Raw genomic sequence first — 17,139 nt, 5'->3', positions numbered from 1 at the left:
AAAACAAGACAATGACAATGCCGCGCCAGGAGACAGAAACCAGGCGCGCGCCTATGGCACAATATGGGCGCTTCTTTATCAGGACTGTACCGAATGACAACCAGCTGCCTCCCTCCTTCCCTTGAACTTTGGCAACCCCGCCTGCTGGCCCTGGCCACGGCGGGCCTGGGCGACGACAGCGCCCACGATATCAATCACTTGCAGCGTGTCTGGCGCAACGCCAGCGTGCTGCTGCGCGAGTACGCGCAAGCCGACGCCCTGACCGTGATGGCAGCCTGCTACCTGCACGACCTGGTCAACTTGCCAAAAAACCATCCGGAGCGCCACCTGGCCTCGCGCCAGGCCGCCAGCCTGGCTTGCCGCCAGCTGGCGGAACTGGATTTCCCCGCTGACAAATTGCCGGGCGTGGCCCATGCCATCGAGACGCACAGTTTTTCCGCCAACCTGCCGCCGCATACCATCGAGGCGCAAATCGTGCAGGATGCGGACCGCATCGACGCGCTGGGCGCCGTCGGGCTGGCGCGCCTGTTCTACACGGCGGCACGCATGGAGAGCGCGCTGGCGCATGGCACCGACCCGCTGGCCGCGCAGCGCCCGCTGGACGACAAGGCCTTCGCGCTCGACCATATCGTTACCAAACTCGACAAGCTGCCGGGCAAGATGCAGACGCGGGCGGGTCGCGCCCTGGCCGAACGGCGGCTGGCCGTGCTGACGGAATTCCGCGCCGCCTTCGCCGACGAATGGGGCGTTGCCATATAGCATGTGGTGGCGATAGCCAGCATGGCCCATGCTGTCTATAATACAAGGCTCAGCTATCGCGCCGCGGCGTCAGCAGCAGCATGGACGCGCGGGCGCAACGCCAACAACTGAACCCTGCGGGCCGCATGGCGGCGCGCGGTGTGCGCCGAAAGCATGCATGTCCGACAACACGACACCCGACAGCACTACCCTCTCTTCACCGGCCGCGCCCGCGCGCGCCGGCAACCTCAACTTCATCCTCGTCTGCGTCTTCATCGACATGCTGGGCATCGGCCTGGTGGTGCCCGTGCTGCCCATCCTGATCGGCGACTTTGTCGACGGAAAGGATGCCCAGGCCTTCTGGTACGGCATCATGGCAGCCCTCTTCGGCTTGCTGCAATTCATCTTCATGCCCATGCTGGGCGCCGTCAGCGACCGCGTGGGACGCCGTCCCGTGCTGCTGTATTCGATGGCCGGCATGGCCGTCAATTTCCTTGCCACCGCGCTGGCGCCCAACCTGGCCTGCCTGTTCATCGGCCGCGTGATTGGCGGCGTGTCGTCGGCCAGCATGTCGGTGGCATCCGCGTATGCCTCCGATGTCTCCACGCCGGACAACCGCGCCAAGAGTTTCGGCAAGATCGGCGCCGCCTTCGGCCTGGGCTTCATCTGCGGCCCCATGCTGGGCGGCTTGCTGGGCGACATCAACCTGCACCTGCCCTTCTTTGTCGCGGCGGGATTATCGGCCGCCAATTTTATCTACGGCTATTGCTTCGTTCCCGAATCGCTGCAACCGGGTCCGCGCGCGCCGTTCACCCTGGCGCGCATCAATCCCTTCGCCGCCCTGCTGAAGCTGGCGCGCCGCGTGGAGATCCGCGGCCTGGTGCTGGCCTTTGGCCTGATGACGTTTGCGCAGATGATGCTCAACACCACATGGGTGCTGTACACGCACTTCCGCTTCGACTGGACGCCGCGCCAGAACGGCATTGCCCTGTTCTGCGTGGGGCTGTGCGCGGCCGTGGTGCAGGCGGGCTTGCTGGGCATCCTGATCAAGCGCTTTGGCGAAGTGCGCCTGTCCCTGCTGGGCATGGCCTCGGGCGCCATCACCTATCTGCTGTATGGCATGGCCACGCAGGGCTGGATGATGTACGCCCTCATCCTGTGCAACCTGCTGGCCTTTGCCGCCGGCCCTGCCCTGCAAGGCATCATCTCGAAGTCGTCAAATGCCAGCGAGCAGGGTGAACTGATGGGTTCATTGCAGTCCATCAGCAGCCTGGGCATCATCATCATGCCTTTGCTGGGCAGCATGATCCTCGGTGAAGTAAGCCACTTGCCGCCGCAGGACTGGCGCATCGGCAGCACCTTCTATCTGTGCGCCGTCATGCAGGTACTGGGCATCGCCGTGGCCTGGAGATACTTCAAGGCGCATGGCCAGGAAGGACTTGTGGTTTCCACCACAAAGTAGTCGGCGGCGTAATATTGCATTTGAGAAATAAATAGGCGAGAATGTGCGATCAGCCGTGCGTTGCCGACGTCCGGCATTCGATGGTGAGCAAGGATGGGTATGACTGACTTTTATTCCAGCGCCTGGCGCCGAACCATGGCCATGCTGGCGCTGGCGCTGCCGTCCCTGGCCAGCGCGCAATGTTCGCGCGATATCCAGGTGCCCGTCTCGGCGATCGGGGCCAGCGTGGTGATCAATGGCGCCGCCATCAGCGGCATCTACCCGGACTTGCTGCGCAGCCTGGGCGCCAAGGCCGGCTGCAATTTCATCTTCACGCCCGTGCCCCGTGCGCGCCTGGAAGCCATGTTCGAGGCGGGCAAGGCCGACATGCTGATACCGGCCAGCAGCACGCCCCGCCGCGACCAGCACGGCCTGTTCATTCCCCTGATGGGCAACCGGCCCCTGCTGGTATCGCTGCAAAGCGCGCGCGCACCCATCAACACCATGCAGGAACTGATCGACCGGCGCGAATTGCGCATTGCGCTGGTACGCGGCTATGACTATGGCGCGTCCTACCAGGCGCTGGCCAAGGAACTCGGCAGCCAGGGCCGGCTCTTCTATGAAGTCGACGCGCTCTCCGTGGCGCGTTTGATGCAAAGCGGCTTCATCGACGCCACCATCATGGGCCCGACCATCCTGGCCGGCGTGGCGCAGAACGACGCGCGCGTGTATGGCCTGGCCGACCGACTGCGCCTGGAAGCGCTGCCGGAACTGCCCTGGGGCATGAGCGGCGCCTACCTGTCGCGCAAGTCGCTGACGGCGGAAGACCAGGCCACCCTGCGCGAACTGCTGGAAAAAGCGGGCCGCTCCGGTACCCTGATGGAAGGTTTCCAGCGCCATCACCGCCAGGAATTGCTGACGCTCAGCATACGCCCGCGCTAAGGCCCGCATGTCCGGTACCGTCGTCGCTGTCGTACTGTTCGCCGCCCTGCTGCATGCCAGCTGGAACGCCATCGTCAAGTCGGGCAAGGATACCTTTCTCAGTACCGTGCTGGTGTCAGTGGGCGCGGCGCTGATCTCGCTGGCCGTGCTGCCCTTCGTCGCAGCGCCTGCTCCGGCCAGCTGGCCCTACCTGGCGGCGTCCGCCGTGGCCCAACTCGCTTATTACTCGCTGCTGGCGGCCGCCTACCGGGCGGGCGACATGAGCCACGCCTATCCATTGATGCGCGGCAGCGCGCCCCTGCTGGTGGCGCTGGCCAGCTGGCCGCTGATCGGCGAGCGCCTGTCGTCCATGCAGATGGGCGCCGTCGCCTGCATCTGCGCCGGCATCTTCGGCCTGTATTTCGCATCGCGCCAGCCTGCCGCTGCCCGCGTGGCGAAACACGCGGGACGCGCCACCGCCTTTGCGCTGGGCAATGCCTGCGTCATTGCCAGCTATACCCTGATCGATGGCATCGGCGTGCGCCTGTCCGGCGCGCCGGCCGCCTACACGATGTGGATTTTTGTCCTGAACGGCGCCGGGCTGCTGCTGTGGACGGCGCTACGCCGCCCGGCCGACTTGCTGGCCTATGCTGGCACGCAATGGCGGCTGGCCGCCTTTGGCGGCTTCGGCACCCTGGCCTCGTATGGCCTGGCATTGTGGGCCATGACGCAGGCGCCCGTGGCAGCCATCGCCGCCCTGCGCGAAACATCGATCCTGTTCGCCGTCGCCATCGCCGCCCTGTTCCTGCGCGAACGCATCAGCCCCCGGCGCTACCTGGCCATCGCGCTGATCGCGGCGGGAGCCGTGCTGATGCGGGCTGGCTAGACGCTGCCTCGTGGAATCAAAGTCTGTTTTATTGCAATAAAGCCACACATTCAATTACTTGCGGAAATATATTTATCTTTTGATAATTTCATTTTACCATCTGGTTTCGACAGCCAACCAGGAGGTAGTATGCGAGTATTCAGTTCAGGCATGCGCGGCGCCGGCGCACTCAGCACCTTGTTTCTGTTTGGCGCCTGCGCAGCCCCACCAGTCAGCACCGCAGCAGAGTGGGCATGGTGGGACAGCGGCTGGCCCAAGATCACAGCCTCCAAAGGTTCGCTGGAAGAACAACTGGAAACGGTGTTCGGCCAACTGTCCACCGACTGCGCGATCTGGCCGAAAGGCAAGCTCAAGAACAATATCTCGCAAATTCCCGCGCCGATCAAAAAAGAAGCCAATTTGCTGGGCTTAAGCGAACAGGTGCATGCGGTACCCTTCGACTCGGCCAACCGTCTGATGAGCTTTCTATTCGCCAGCGACAATCTCAACGGCGACCAGAGCCGGCGTATCGACAACAATAATTATGTGTTCACCGAAAATATCGATTTAAGCGCCCTGGCCGCGCCGCGCGTCGGCTCCGACACCCTCGGCTACAGGCACACATGCAGTTCCTACCTCGCGGCGGCGCTCGATGCCGGTTCGTCGATTCCGATGGCCAGCGTCAGCGCTGCCCTGAAAACGGAGTCCAAAGAAACAGCCAACCTGGTCCTGATCAAGGGTACCTTCGAAAATCCGCTGTATCTGCGCACCAGCGCCCAAGATTTACCTACCTTGCTGCGCTTCTGGAAGGCCTACGCACAAGGTAACGGCTACTCGGACAACTTGCGCATCATCAAAGGATTTTCAGGCGTGCTGAGCATGCGGGTCAAGTCAACCGACCGCAGCATGCGTTTCAATGTCGGCGCGAAAAGCAATGTCGATCTGCCCATGCTGAGCGCATCGCTGTCATCGTCGGCCGAAATTGCGAGCAGCAACAACCTGCTGGTCAGCCAATATCTGACCTACGTCTATGCCAACGTGCCAACGGCCAGCCTGTTTGCACCGGCTCCGGCCCCCAGCCAGGTGAAAGCGGCCTTTGCTCTGGCAAGTATCCAAACCGGCGGCGCCAATGGCTCTTACCTGTTCACCGACAAACCTTTCGAGTTCTGGGCCGATATCGATGCCATCCCCAAGGACATGTGCAACGTAAGTTCCTGGGACGTGCTCTCGCCCAGCGGTGCCACAACCCTCGCAAACAGCAATTACAGGGTCGGCCAGACAGAGAGTGGTGTTTGCCGCTTCACCATCACCGGCGACGCGCCATCAGGCACCAAGGCCCCGGACAGCATCGTGCTCGACTACCAGATCGCCAGCAGAAAAAGCCTGCAGGAGAAAAAAGGCAGCGTGCAGCTGGTACTGCCGGGACGCCTGCGCGTGCAGGCTTCGGATCACCCGGCCTATCGTCCGCCCGCCGCGCCCGTCGAAGGCGCCAAATACGGCTCCGGCGCCGTCAACTGGTCTTACCAGCTCGATTTTTTCGATACGGAACGCGCCATCGACAGCAATCGCCTGCAGCAGGTGGCCAGCAGCGGCCAGCCCGTGCTGGCATGCAAGGACAAGAGCCATGCGCTGGTGGAAACCATCAGCGTCGACTCGGGCGCGCGCATCCGTCTCACGCTCAGGCCCGCCGTCATCACCGCGCTAACCGCTGGCGAAGTGTGCACGCTGAAGGGACTGGCCTTGCGTGTGCCTGCCGTCAACACGACCGCCCTGCTGACGCGGCCCATCGAGGCGGAACTGCTGATTCCCTAGCCATTAGAATGCGGGCGGCGCCTGTCTAGCGAAGGTCGACCGGCACCATCGGCAACTCGATCGCGCTGGCCGCCCCTGCCGCGTGATACACCCGCTGCGTGGCTTTTATATAGTGGCCTGGGTCGGCCAGGAAGATGTTCGGCACGTAGTTTTGCGGGTTGCGGTCGTACAGGGGGAACCAGCTCGACTGCACTTGCACGGCGATGCGGTGGCCGGGCAGGAAGACGTGGTTCGCGTTCGGCAAGGCGAAGCGGTAGCGTTCGACCTTGCCCGGCGTTATCATCGCCGGGTGCTCGAAGCTGTCGCGGTAGCGCCCGCGGAAGATATCCATTGCCACGCCCAGCTGGTACCCGCCCATGGCCGGCTGCGACGGCACTTCGTCCGGATACACATCGATCAGTTTTACCACCCAGTCCGCATCCGTGCCGCTGGTGGCGGCGAACAGGTTGACCATCGGCGCGCCGGCAATGCGCACGGCCGTCTTCAACGGTTCGGAAACATAGCTGAGCACGTCCGTGCGGTCCGCATAGCCGCGCTGGTCGCTGACCAGCCATGGCTTCCACACGTCGCCATCGTTCAGGCGCACGGGACGGGGCACGAACGGCACGGGCTTGGCCGGGTCGGACACGTATTCGTCGAAGGCGCCTTCCGCCGCATCCGCAGCGCCCGATGGCGCCGCAAAGCCCAGCTGGAAGCCGTGCTGCAGGTAGATCGGCGTCAGCTTGGTGTCGCACGTCTCGCAGGCCAGCGGCCACTGCTGCAGGCGCTGCCACTGGTTGGTGCCCGTCTGGTACGACGCCACGGGCGGCGTGTTCGCTTCCGGCGCGCCATCCTTCAGGTATTGATTGAGGAATGGCTGCATGACTTTTTCACGGAACTGGCGCGCCGTATCGCCGTCAAACTTCAAGGCGCCCAGGCTGGAGCCGTCATAGTTGACGCCGCTGTGGCGCCAAGGGCCGATGGCCAGGTAATTGAGGTTGTTGCGGTGGTCGCGTGCTTCCATCGCCCAGTAGCTGGCGTACGGGCCATAGATATCTTCCTGGTCCCATTGCCCCACCACGTGCATGGTGGGCACGATCAGCGGGCGTTTCGCGAGGATTTTATCCAACGCCTGTTCCTGCCAGTAACTGTCGTAGGCCGGATGTTCGAACAGTTTTTTCGTATAGGTCAGCTTGTCGATGCCGAATTTCCTCGCAAAGTCGCGCGCCGAGCCGATGCGCAGATACGCCTCGTAATCGTCGTAGACGCCCAGGGCCGGCGATTCGCCGCCGCCGCGCACGCTGGTCTGGCCGGCGATATACGACAGGCTGGGCATGCGGAAGGCGCCATTGTGAAACCAGTCGTCGCCGCGCCAGCCGTCGACCATGGCGCTCATGGGCACGGCCACCTTCAGGGCAGGATGCGGATCAACCAGCGCCATCAGCACCGTATGGCCTTCATACGAGGAACCCAGCATGCCCACCTTGCCATTGCTTTCAGGCACGTTCTTCACCAGCCAGTCGATGGTGTCCCACGCATCCGTGACGTTGTCGACCTTGGTATTGTTGAGCGGACCGCGCACCGGGCGCGTCATCACATAATCGCCTTCGGAGCCATACTTGCCGCGCACATCCTGGAACACGCGGATGTAGCCGTTTTCCACCAGGGTATCGTCACCCTGCGGCAAGGTGGCCAGCATGCTGGGGCTGGCCGTGCGCTGGGCGCGGCGGGCAGCATTGTAGGGCGTGCGCGTGAGCATGATCGGCGCGCGGCTGGCGCCCTTCGGCACAACGATCACCGTGTACAGCTTGACACCGTCGCGCATGGGGATCATGGCCACGCGCTTGACGTAGTCGTTCAGGTCCGGCATCACCAGCCTGGCGCCGATATCGGGCGTCATGGGCGGCGTTTGCGGCGTTTGCGGCGTTTGCAGCAGTCGCGGCGTTTGCGCCAGCACGGGAGCGATGAACACGGTGCTGACAAGCAGGGCCAGGCCGCTCAGGCGGACGGGGGATACAACAGGCATACACTTCTCCAAAAGATTCATGCTGACAATAGTACCCGCAAAGCAAGTTTGACAGAAATCCGGCAGCCGCCTGCGCGGCAGATAAATCGGGCTGCAACTTGACAGAATGCGTGCGAACTGCAACCATAACGCCATGAAATTTATCCCTTCACAACACGCCTGCCTGAATTGGTGGTCCCGCTCACTTTCGCGCGGCCACTGTATAGTGATGTGAATTTGATCCACGCCGCCTCGATCGGTGGCGTAACAGGCTCAGCCTGGATCATCCCCGATGCAGGCGGCTCAAAAGGAAACTTGATGAGCTTGCCTAATACCCCAGATACCCAAGACCAGCATGACGCACCGGCAGCACCGCTGTCCGCGGCCGCCATCGCTTCGCAATCCGTGATCCTGACGGGCGACCGCCCGACCGGTCCCTTGCACCTGGGTCACTTCGTCGGCAGCCTGCGCGACCGCGTCAGCTACCAGAACAGCTACAAGCAATTCATCATGCTGGCCGACGCGCAGGCGCTGACGGACAATATGGAAGACATCGACAAGGTGCACCGCAACGTGGTCGAAGTGGCGCTCGACTACCTGGCCGTCGGCATCGACCCGAGCAAGACCACGGTCTTCATCCAGTCGCAGATCCCGGAACTGGCCGAGCTGACCTTTTACTACCTGAACATCGTCACCGTGGCGCGCCTCGAGCGCAACCCCACCGTCAAGGAAGAAATCCGTTTGCGCGGTTTCGAGCGCGACATCCCGGCCGGCTTTTTGACCTACCCTGCCAGCCAGGCGGCCGACATCACGGCCTTCAAGGCGGGCGTCGTGCCAGTGGGCGAAGACCAGATCCCGATGATCGAGCAAACGAATGAAATCGTGCGCCGCTTCAACCGCATGTACAACCGCGAAGTGCTGATGGAATGCAAGGCGCTGGTGCCGGACATCGGCCGCCTGCCCGGCATCGACGGCAAGGCCAAGATGAGCAAGTCGCTGGGCAACACCATCAACCTGGGCGCGAGCTCGGCCGAGATCACGGCCGCCGTGAAAAAAGTCTACACCGACCCGCTGCACCTGCGCGTGGAAGACCCGGGCCACCTGGAAGGCAACATCGCCTTTACGTACCTGGACGCGTTTGATCCGGAAAAAACCGCGCTGGCAGAAATGAAAGCCCATTACGTGCGCGGCGGCCTGGGCGACAGCATCGTCAAGAAGCGCCTGGACGTGGTCTTGCAGGAATTGCTGGCACCGATCCGCGCCCGCCGCGAAGAGTTCGCCAAGGACAAGGGACAAGTCATCCAGATGCTGAAGGAAGGCACCTTCAAGGCGCGCGAAGTGGCGGCCCGCACGGCCGATGAAGTCAAGTCGGCGCTGGGTCTGAATTACTTCTAACTCCCACCGCCAACAGCAAACTGATGCGCCCTGGCGGAGTCGGGTAGAATCCCGTCTCCGCCGGGCCATTTTTTTGCCTAACCCAACAGCAAAGTCCGGGGTCGGACTCTCAGGGTCCGACCCCGGTACTTGTCTTAGGGGCACCATAATTGAAACATAGCCAATGACCGACTCCGCCATCGAACAGCTTTTGCAGCAGCATTTTTCCATCGATGCGCTGCAGCAGGCACCCGCGCCCCTGCAGCAGGCGCTGCGCATGCTGGGCGGCTGGCTGGCCGCCGAACGCGGCGAACCTTATCCGCACACGCCGTATGCGGAACTGCTGACGCAATTGTCCGACACCAGCCCGCCCGCGCATGGCATGCCGGTGGCGGATTTCCTGCAAGAACTCGACAGCACCGTGCTGGCCAATACGGCCCAGCTGAACCATCCCCAGTACATCGGTCACATGACCCAGGCCTTGCCATGGATCAGCGTGCTGGCCGAAGCATTTACGGCCACCCTGAACCAGAACCAGGTGAAGATCGAAACGGCGTATGTCTCGACCCTGATCGAAAAGCAGATCCTCGGCTGGCTGCACCGCCAGGTGTACCAGCAGCCGGACGCCGTCTACGCGCAGGCCATGGCCGCCACCAGCGGCGCGCTGGGCAATGTCGTCAATGGCGGCACCATGGGCAATTTGACGGCGCTGGCCGTGGCGCTGGAAAAACAGTTGCCAGGCACGCGCAAGCGGGGCCTGTTTGCCGCCATGCAGGATGCCGCTTACGCGGGACTGGCCGTGATCGGCTCGGCCCGCAGCCATTATTCCGTCAAGAAAGCGTTGGCGACCCTGGGCCTCGGTGAAAACGCCCTGCACCTGGTGGCCGTTGACCGCGACAACCGCATCGATATCGCGGCGCTGGAAGACACGATTGCCGATTTAAAACTGCGCAAGATCAAGGTGGTGGCCATGATCGGCATCGCCGGCACGACGGAAACGGGCGCCATCGACCCGCTGGCCGCCATGGCGGCCATTGCCGCGCGAGAAAGCATCTGGTTCCACGTGGATGCGGCCTGGGGCGGCGCCCTCTTGATCGCGGAACAGTACCGTGCGCTGTACGAGGGCATTGCCCTAGCCGACTCCGTCGTCATCGACGGGCATAAATTGCTGTGGGTGCCGATGGCGCAAAGCATGGTGCTGTTCAAGGACAGCGCCAGCCTGAACCTGCTGAAACACAACGCCAACTACATCCTGCGCGACAACTCGGGCGACCTGGGCCAGACTTCGCTGGAAGGCTCGCGCCGCTTCGATGCCTTGAAACTGTGGACTTCGTTCAAGGTGCTGGGCGTATCCGGCTACACCACGTTGCTGCAGCAGGCCGCCACCTTGTCCGGCCAGTTGCAGGATTTGCTGGCCGACCAGCAGGATTTCGAACTGGTCACGCGCTCCGACACCTTCATTCTCACCTACCGCTACGTGCCCGTGCACTTGCGCCAGCGCATGGACAGCTTGCTGGCCGGCGGCCAGCTGGACGCGGCGGCAGCACTGAACACCCAGCTCAACACGCTCAATGCCAAACTGCAGAACCGGCAAAAGGCGGAAGGCCACAGCTTTGTCTCGCGCACGGTGCTTGAATCGACGCGCTATCCTGGCCCGACCAATGTGCTGCGCGTGGTCATGACCAACGTCAAGACGCGTCCTCACCACTTGCGCGCCATCCTGACCGAACAGCGCGCCATCGGGCAGGCGCTGGTGGCGGAGCTGGGCCTGTAGGATTTATCACGGCCATTGTCAAAATTCAATAGTCTCCATCGGCCGGCAGTGCTAGAATTTCCAGCGGAGATGGCATTCCTCCCACGTATTTCTTCGTGAACCGCCTTCGGGCTGATGATGCCTGCAGACTTTCCTGGACCGTCGGAAAGATGCAGGCGCGCACCCCGCGCCCTTGCATCTTCGGCCGCCTGTCCAGGTTCTACCCATACCAGACTGGACACGCACGATGACACGCCTCACCGCTTTCACTGACCTGCTCTTGCATCTGCTGAAATGGCTGCTGATCGCTGCCGCCGTGGCCGTGCTGGCCGGCACCGCGTCGGCCGGCTTCCTGTTCGCCCTTGAATGGGCCACGCAAACGCGGCAGGCGCACGCGTGGCTGGTGTGGCTGCTGCCCGTGGCAGGCTTTGCCGTCGGCTGGCTGTACCTGCGCTACGGCAGCGCGGTGGAAGGCGGCGCCAACCTGCTCATCGATGAAATCCACGATCCGAAGAAAATCATTCCCCTGCGCATGGCGCCACTGGTCCTGGGCGGCACCGTCGTCTCGCATTTGTTCGGCGCCTCCGTCGGGCGCGAAGGCACGGCCGTGCAGATGGGTGGCGCGCTGGCCGACCAGCTCACGCGCCTGTTTCGCCTGAACAATGAAGACCGCCGCATCATCCTCATGGCCGGCATCAGCGCCGGCTTTGCCTCCGTCTTCGGCACGCCGCTGGCAGGCGCCATCTTTGGCCTGGAAGTGCTGGCCATCGGCCGCCTGCGCTACGAAGCCATGCTGCCCTGCCTGGCCGCTGCCGTCATCGCCGACCAGGTGGGTCTGCTGTGGGGCGTCCAGCATACCCACTATGCCGTGCCACTGATCCCCGCCCTCTCCGCCTGGACCTTGTCCGCCATGGTGCTTGCGGGCATGCTGTTCGGCGTGGCAGGTAAAGTATTCGCGCAAGCCACGCATGGCTTGAGCGCCCTGATGAAACGCTGGATCGCCTACGCGCCGCTGCGCCCGCTGGCCGGCGGCGTGCTCATCGCGCTTGCCGTGTGGCTGCTGGGCACGGACCGCTACATCGGCCTGGGCATTCCCACCATCGCCGATGCGCTGAAAGAGCCACTGCCGGCGTATGATTTCCTCGGCAAGATGGCGTTTACCATCGTCTCGCTGGGCAGCGGTTTCAAGGGCGGCGAAGTGACGCCCCTGTTCTTCATCGGCGCGACCCTGGGTAATGCGCTGGGGCCGCTGCTGCACCAGCCCGCCACCTTGCTGGCGGCCATCGGTTTCGTCGCCGTCTTCGCGGGCGCGGCCAACACGCCGATCGCCTCGACCCTGATGGCCATGGAACTGTTTGGCGCGGAGCTCGGCGTGTACGCGGCCATCGCCTGCGTCGTGGCCTACCTGTTTTCCGGCCACGCCGGCATTTACCGGGCGCAACGCGGCGGCCACGCCAAGCGCACGCCCCGCAAGGACCTCGATACATGACACAGAATATCTACGACAACGAGGCCTTCTTCACGGCCTACAGCCAGCTGCCCCGCTCGATCGGCGGCCTGGATGCCGCCCCCGAATGGCCAGCCTTGCGCGCCATGCTGCCCACGCTGCAGGGAAAGCGGGTGCTGGACCTGGGCTGCGGCTATGGCTGGTTCTGCCGCTGGGCGGCGGATGCGGGCGCATCCCAGGTGCTGGGCGTGGACGTGTCGGAAAAGATGCTGGCGCAGGCGAGCGCCATGGGTCAGCACGGCGCGCTCAGCTATGCGCGGATTGATCTCGGACAACTGGCCTTGCCGCCGGCGACCTACGACCTGGTCTACAGTTCGCTGGCCTTCCACTACATCGAGGATTTTGCCACCCTGCTGGCCGCCATCCGGCATGGCTTGAAACCCGGTGGCAAGCTGGTGTTTTCCATCGAGCACCCGGTCTTCATGGCGCCGCGCCAGCCGGGCTGGCTGACGGATGCGCAAGGACGCAAGACCTGGCCCGTCGACAGCTACCAGCGGCAAGGCCCGCGCATCTCCGACTGGCTGGCGCCCGGCGTGATCAAGCAGCACCGCACCCTGGGCACGACCCTGAATGCCTTGATACAAGCCGGCTTGCGGATCGATCACGTGGAAGAATGGGGACCGACGGATGCACAGGTGGCGCAGCAGCCGGCCCTGGCGGAAGAGCGGGAACGGCCGATGCTGCTGCTCATCGGCTGCAGCCTGCCGTCACTGCGCCGTCAGCTGGCCACATTGCGCGTAAAGCGCAAGGTCGATGCGCCAGCGTTGACATAGCTGTACGCCTGCGCGCTGCTGAAGACGAGGAAATCACCCGTGGCCAGCGTTCTCGTCCCGTCCGCCAGCACCAGCTGCAGCTCGCCTTCCAGCACGTAGAGCATTTCGCTGAAACCGGCCGGGTCGGCTTGCGCATCGTAGCGTTCGCCCGGCGCCAGGGTCCACGACCACAGCTCCACCTGGCGGCTGGCGGGCGCCGCGCCCAGCAGTACGGCCTGGCTGGCCTGCGTGGCGCTTTGCCACATCAGCACGCGCAGGCTGGCCTGCGCTTGCTGCGGCGGCTGGACCAGGTCGACAAAGGCCACGTTCAAGGCGGCGGCCACATGGTCGAGATTGGCCAGGCTGATGTTGGTGCCGCCCGCCTCCACGCCATTGACCATGCGCCGGCTCAGGCCAGACAGGCGCGCCAGCTCTTCCTGGCTGAGGCCGGCGGCCAGGCGCAAGCGACGCAGATTGGTGGCCAGGTGTGCCAGCACGCCACCGGCTTCGGCTTGACTGCGCAATATATTGCTCCTATCATGATGGGAAATATTTTGCTCATAGCATAGCCTCCCATGAAAACACACGCAAGTCCCCCGCCCGCCCTCGGCCTGCCCGAACTTGCCCTGATCGCCATCACCTTCATCTGGGGCGGCACTTTTCTGGTGGTGCAACATGCCGTCACGGTCAGCGGCCCGCTGGCCTTCGTGGCCGCCCGCTTTGCCGTGGCCGCCGCCATCGGCGCCCTGATTTGCCGGGGCCAGCTGCGGCAGCTGAGCCGGGCCGAACTGTTCACGGGCATGGCCATCGGTGTCAGCATCTTTGGCGGCTACGCGCTGCAAACCTATGGCTTGATGCATATTTCCAGCAGCAAATCGGCTTTCATCACGGCCTTCTACGTGCCTATCGTACCGCTGGTGCAATGGCTGGTCTTCAAGCAGCGGCCCCATCCTGCCGTGTGGGTCGCCGTGGCGCTGGCCTTCGTTGGGCTATTGCTGCTGACGGGCACGGATGGCTTGAGCATGGCATTTGGCACTGGCGAGCTGATCACGGCCGTGGGCGCCATCGCCATCGCGCTGGAAATCATCCTCATCAGCCGCGTTTCGCCGCAGCTGAACATCTTGCGCGTGACCATCGTGCAACTGGCCACGGCGTCGCTGATCGCCCTGCTGCTGATGCCCGTCATGGGCGAAGCGCCGCCCGCCCTGAGCCAGACTTTCATCCTCAGCGTGCTGGCGCTGGGCTGCGCCAGCGCACTGATTCAATATGTGATGAACTGGGCGCAAAAGCGCATCTCGGCCACCAAGGCCACCCTGATCTATGCGGGCGAGCCTGTCTGGGCCGGCGTGATCGGACGCATCGCCGGCGAACGCCTGCCGGCGCTGGCCATCGTCGGCGCGATCCTGATCATCGCTGCGGGCATTCTCAGCGAGTGGCGGCCGAAACGCAGGGGCGGCGCCGCCAAGGCCGTGCAGCAGTAAGGCAGCATGGACAGCCGGCCGCGAGCACAGTTACACGTGCACGGCGGGCAATCAGGCCAGACCCATCTCTTCCGGCCAGCCAGGCACGCCCAGCGCATGGGCGGCCCGTGCCAGACTGGCCTGTTCTTCCCCGCTGGCATGCCGCAACTCGGCCGCGATCGACTCCAGGGCGGCAATGTCGGCATCAGGGTCGTTTACGTCGCGGCCTTCGATGTAGGTAGTGGCGAGTATCAGGGCGCGGGCCAGGGTATCGACAGTTGCTCCAGTCGTGGTTCAGAATGATGTATCAGTCGCCCGCGCGCCGCAGCGCCGCGTCGCCATGCAGGGCGAACGGCACGGCCCTGGCCCAGCGGTTCGAAGACAGCGAAAACGTCAGCGCGCGCACCTGGTGGTACCAGCCGGCGGGCACGTACAGCATGTCGCCCGGTTCGACCAGGCATTCGATGATGCTGGCCTGGCGCGCCAGGGGAAAACGCGCGAAATCGGGCGCTTCCGGGTCGAAGGGCGAACCGAACAGGATGGCGTTCGCTTCGCTCGGGTACAGGAAGGCGTCATGGTGCGGCGGTGACAGCATGATGCGCTTGCGGCCCCATACTTGCGCGAAGATATTGTCGTCGTAATCGCAATGCAGCGGCGTCACCGTGCCGGCCGGCCCCACCCAGAAGCGCGGAGGCCCCATCTTGTCGAAATACGTGGGCCAATGGCACAGCCTGTTCAATTCGCGCAATTCCAGGTTGCCCAAATAAGGCGGCAGCGCGCTCGCGCCCTCTTCCACCAGGTCCAGATATGCCCCCATCGACATGTCCTGCATGGCACGGTCAGCCGCGAACGCCGTGTTGATGTAGTCGCCCACCCTGGCGCGCACGGGCACGTGGCTGTAACGTTCGCGCAAGACGGCCGGCGCCATGCCTGACAAAGGCCAGCGCTGCACCAGGCCGCGCATCAGGAACGGCAAGCCCAGCGCCGCGCGCGCGCGGAAGGCGGCCGCATCCAGCATGGCCAGGCGCGGCACTTCGGTGATGGCGGGCAAGGCGCGCGCCGCGTGGCGGATGGCCTCGCGCATGGCGTGGATGGACGTGACGCCACGCACCTGCGCATCCTTGTGCTCGCGCGCCTGCTTGCGGGCAAGGGCCGCTTCGGGAGAGCTGAATTCGGCGGGCGGCCGGGGCGGCAAGGCGCGCGTCGGCATGGGGGCCGCCGCCAGCTGGGGCGGCAGATTTTTTTCTACGGGCATAAACCTTCTTTGCTAACAAGATGTCGCGCGGCATGGCGCGCCAGTGCGCTATTTTAAGCCAGCAAGGCCCGCTTGAGCAGCTCGGCCTGGTCAGCGGCCTCGCGCGCCTTGAGGCCATACTCGCTGGCCGTGCCCGGATGCAGCCAGGCCTGGGCCTTGGCGGCCAGGCTCAGGTACAGCTTTTCCTTTTCCTGCAGCGCCCGCACGGCGGCCCAGATGGCCTCTTCCGCCTTGTCATGCTGGAGTTCCCCAAGAATTTTTGCCGTGAAACTGTGGCCCGTATGGCAGCGAAAGCGCTGCGGCTGCTGGCCGTTCAACTCCCACAGGGTACCCTGGCATTCGGGACAGGTGAAGGTCGATGGCGTGGCGATCTTTTCCAGTTGTTCCATGTTTCCCACTCCCCTGGCAAAACGGTTTTCCACGGCGATCCAATGGGGGACAGGCTGTACCGGCTGTGCCTGCTGAAGGGCCAAAGGCTTGCCGCTGGCCAGCGCCAGCAGGGCCGGGGCGATTTCCGCCACCGGCAAACGCCAGTCCACCTCCACATGGTCGATCGCACTTTGCGGCATCGAGGGCGCGTGCGCCTCCTGCGGCTCCTGCACCAGTGCCTTGCCGCCGCAGGCCTTGATGGCCTGCAAGCCGGCCGTGCCATCGTCGAGATAGCCGCTGAGGATCACGCCCACCACCTTCGGGCCGAAAGCGGCGGCGGCACTGCGAAACAGGGGATCGATGGCGGGACGCGTATGGTTTTCCTTCGGCCCCCGCGTCAGTTCGATGCTGGGCTGGCCAGCCGTGTTGGCCACCAGCATATGCCGGTCCGGCGGTGCCAGCAGGATGCGCCCGGGACGCACGGGTTCGCGCTCCTCGGCGAAGCGCACGGGCAAGGCGGACGTCTTGCCGAGGATCTCGGGCAGCAGGCTCTTGCGCGCCCCCAGATGCGTCACCACCAGCACGGGCGCCGGCAAGCTGGCGGGCAGACTGGCAAAGATGGCGGACAAAACATCCATGCCGCCCGCCGAAGCACCAATCACTATCAACGCCTGCATCCCCGCCCCCGTCGCGCAAAGTCCCGCAACCATTCTGCGGTGCAGTGCTGCACGCTTCCGTGCGCCGCTTAACATACGGCATCACTATGGCGCCGCGTCAAACATGCGCCGTATCGACACTTATCTTGTTGCGGCCGGTTCCATACGGTTATCGAGACCATGTTGCCGCATCAGACAGGCAACGTATCGACACCTGACAACACCGTAGCGAGCGGAAAGCAGAGTTGGCCG

Annotated in this window: 14 protein-coding genes and 1 riboswitch; of the genes, 10 read left to right on the top strand and 4 right to left on the bottom strand. The window is 64.0% G+C overall.

Annotated elements, in window-relative coordinates:
* Window positions 1–93 precede the first annotated feature (93 nt).
* The 5 genes from ACQ4WR_RS26535 (at window position 94) to ACQ4WR_RS26515 (ending at window position 5,777) form a co-directional block, all read left to right on the top strand.
* Entirely contained in the window at window positions 94–759 is a 666-nt protein-coding gene (locus ACQ4WR_RS26535) for an HD domain-containing protein (RefSeq protein ID WP_436490970.1), read from the top strand.
* A gap of 157 nt (window positions 760–916) precedes the next feature.
* Window positions 917–2,200, top strand: coding sequence for a TCR/Tet family MFS transporter (locus ACQ4WR_RS26530; protein ID WP_436490969.1), 1,284 nt, complete (start codon window positions 917–919; stop codon window positions 2,198–2,200).
* A gap of 99 nt (window positions 2,201–2,299) precedes the next feature.
* Complete coding sequence (locus ACQ4WR_RS26525) at window positions 2,300–3,121, top strand: substrate-binding periplasmic protein (protein WP_102293875.1); 822 nt, start codon at window positions 2,300–2,302, stop codon at window positions 3,119–3,121.
* Window positions 3,122–3,128: 7 nt separating this feature from the next.
* Window positions 3,129–3,986 carry an EamA family transporter gene (locus tag ACQ4WR_RS26520; RefSeq protein WP_436490967.1) on the top strand — a complete coding sequence of 286 codons (858 nt, stop codon included), beginning with the start codon at window positions 3,129–3,131 and terminating at the stop codon, window positions 3,984–3,986.
* A gap of 150 nt (window positions 3,987–4,136) precedes the next feature.
* Entirely contained in the window at window positions 4,137–5,777 is a 1,641-nt protein-coding gene (locus ACQ4WR_RS26515) for a hypothetical protein (protein ID WP_436490965.1), read from the top strand.
* 25 nt (window positions 5,778–5,802) lie between these two features.
* On the opposite strand, the gene ACQ4WR_RS26510 is transcribed toward ACQ4WR_RS26515, so the two are convergent.
* Window positions 5,803–7,782, bottom strand: a complete 1,980-nt coding sequence (locus ACQ4WR_RS26510) for a CocE/NonD family hydrolase (RefSeq protein WP_436490963.1) — start codon at window positions 7,780–7,782, stop codon at window positions 5,803–5,805.
* Window positions 7,783–8,079: 297 nt separating this feature from the next.
* Between ACQ4WR_RS26510 and trpS the strand changes: the two genes are divergently transcribed.
* The 4 genes from trpS to ACQ4WR_RS26490 all read left to right on the top strand — a co-directional run bounded on the left by trpS (window position 8,080) and on the right by ACQ4WR_RS26490 (window position 13,168).
* A complete protein-coding gene (trpS, locus tag ACQ4WR_RS26505; protein ID WP_258002888.1) occupies window positions 8,080–9,156 on the top strand; it encodes a tryptophan--tRNA ligase in 1,077 nt (358 codons plus the stop codon).
* Between the two features lie 163 nt (window positions 9,157–9,319).
* Window positions 9,320–10,909, top strand: coding sequence for a pyridoxal-dependent decarboxylase (locus ACQ4WR_RS26500; protein WP_102293879.1), 1,590 nt, complete (start codon window positions 9,320–9,322; stop codon window positions 10,907–10,909).
* Between the two features lie 56 nt (window positions 10,910–10,965).
* Window positions 10,966–11,040: riboswitch (Fluoride riboswitch) on the top strand.
* A gap of 95 nt (window positions 11,041–11,135) precedes the next feature.
* Window positions 11,136–12,377 carry a voltage-gated chloride channel family protein gene (locus ACQ4WR_RS26495; RefSeq protein WP_102293880.1) on the top strand — a complete coding sequence of 414 codons (1,242 nt, stop codon included), beginning with the start codon at window positions 11,136–11,138 and terminating at the stop codon, window positions 12,375–12,377.
* The gene (locus ACQ4WR_RS26490) at window positions 12,374–13,168 is read left to right on the top strand and encodes a class I SAM-dependent methyltransferase (RefSeq protein ID WP_102293881.1); all 795 of its coding nucleotides are present in this window, start codon (window positions 12,374–12,376) and stop codon (window positions 13,166–13,168) included. Before ACQ4WR_RS26495 ends, ACQ4WR_RS26490 begins: the two co-directional genes overlap by 4 nt.
* On the opposite strand, the gene ACQ4WR_RS26485 is transcribed toward ACQ4WR_RS26490, so the two are convergent.
* Window positions 13,114–13,671, bottom strand: coding sequence for a helix-turn-helix domain-containing protein (locus ACQ4WR_RS26485; protein WP_436490959.1), 558 nt, complete (start codon window positions 13,669–13,671; stop codon window positions 13,114–13,116). The two genes, ACQ4WR_RS26490 and ACQ4WR_RS26485, sit on opposite strands and share 55 nt — an antisense overlap.
* 51 nt (window positions 13,672–13,722) lie before the next feature.
* Between ACQ4WR_RS26485 and ACQ4WR_RS26480 the strand changes: the two genes are divergently transcribed.
* Entirely contained in the window at window positions 13,723–14,628 is a 906-nt protein-coding gene (locus tag ACQ4WR_RS26480; protein WP_436490957.1) for a DMT family transporter, read from the top strand.
* 286 nt (window positions 14,629–14,914) lie between these two features.
* Here the strand turns inward: ACQ4WR_RS26480 and ACQ4WR_RS26475 are convergent, their stop codons facing one another.
* Together ACQ4WR_RS26475 and ACQ4WR_RS26470 are read right to left on the bottom strand one after the other, a co-directional pair.
* Window positions 14,915–15,862: a cupin-like domain-containing protein gene (locus ACQ4WR_RS26475; RefSeq protein WP_436490955.1), complete on the bottom strand. Its 948-nt coding sequence runs from the start codon at window positions 15,860–15,862 to the stop codon at window positions 14,915–14,917.
* A gap of 53 nt (window positions 15,863–15,915) precedes the next feature.
* Window positions 15,916–16,908: a chemotaxis protein CheB gene (locus ACQ4WR_RS26470; RefSeq protein WP_436490953.1), complete on the bottom strand. Its 993-nt coding sequence runs from the start codon at window positions 16,906–16,908 to the stop codon at window positions 15,916–15,918.
* Window positions 16,909–17,139 lie beyond the last annotated feature (231 nt).

This window comes from Janthinobacterium amylolyticum (assembly GCF_051380655.1).
Taxonomy (GTDB): domain Bacteria; phylum Pseudomonadota; class Gammaproteobacteria; order Burkholderiales; family Burkholderiaceae_D; genus Janthinobacterium.
Note: the sequence above shows the minus strand (reverse complement) of the source record. Positions and strands in the feature narration are given on the sequence as shown.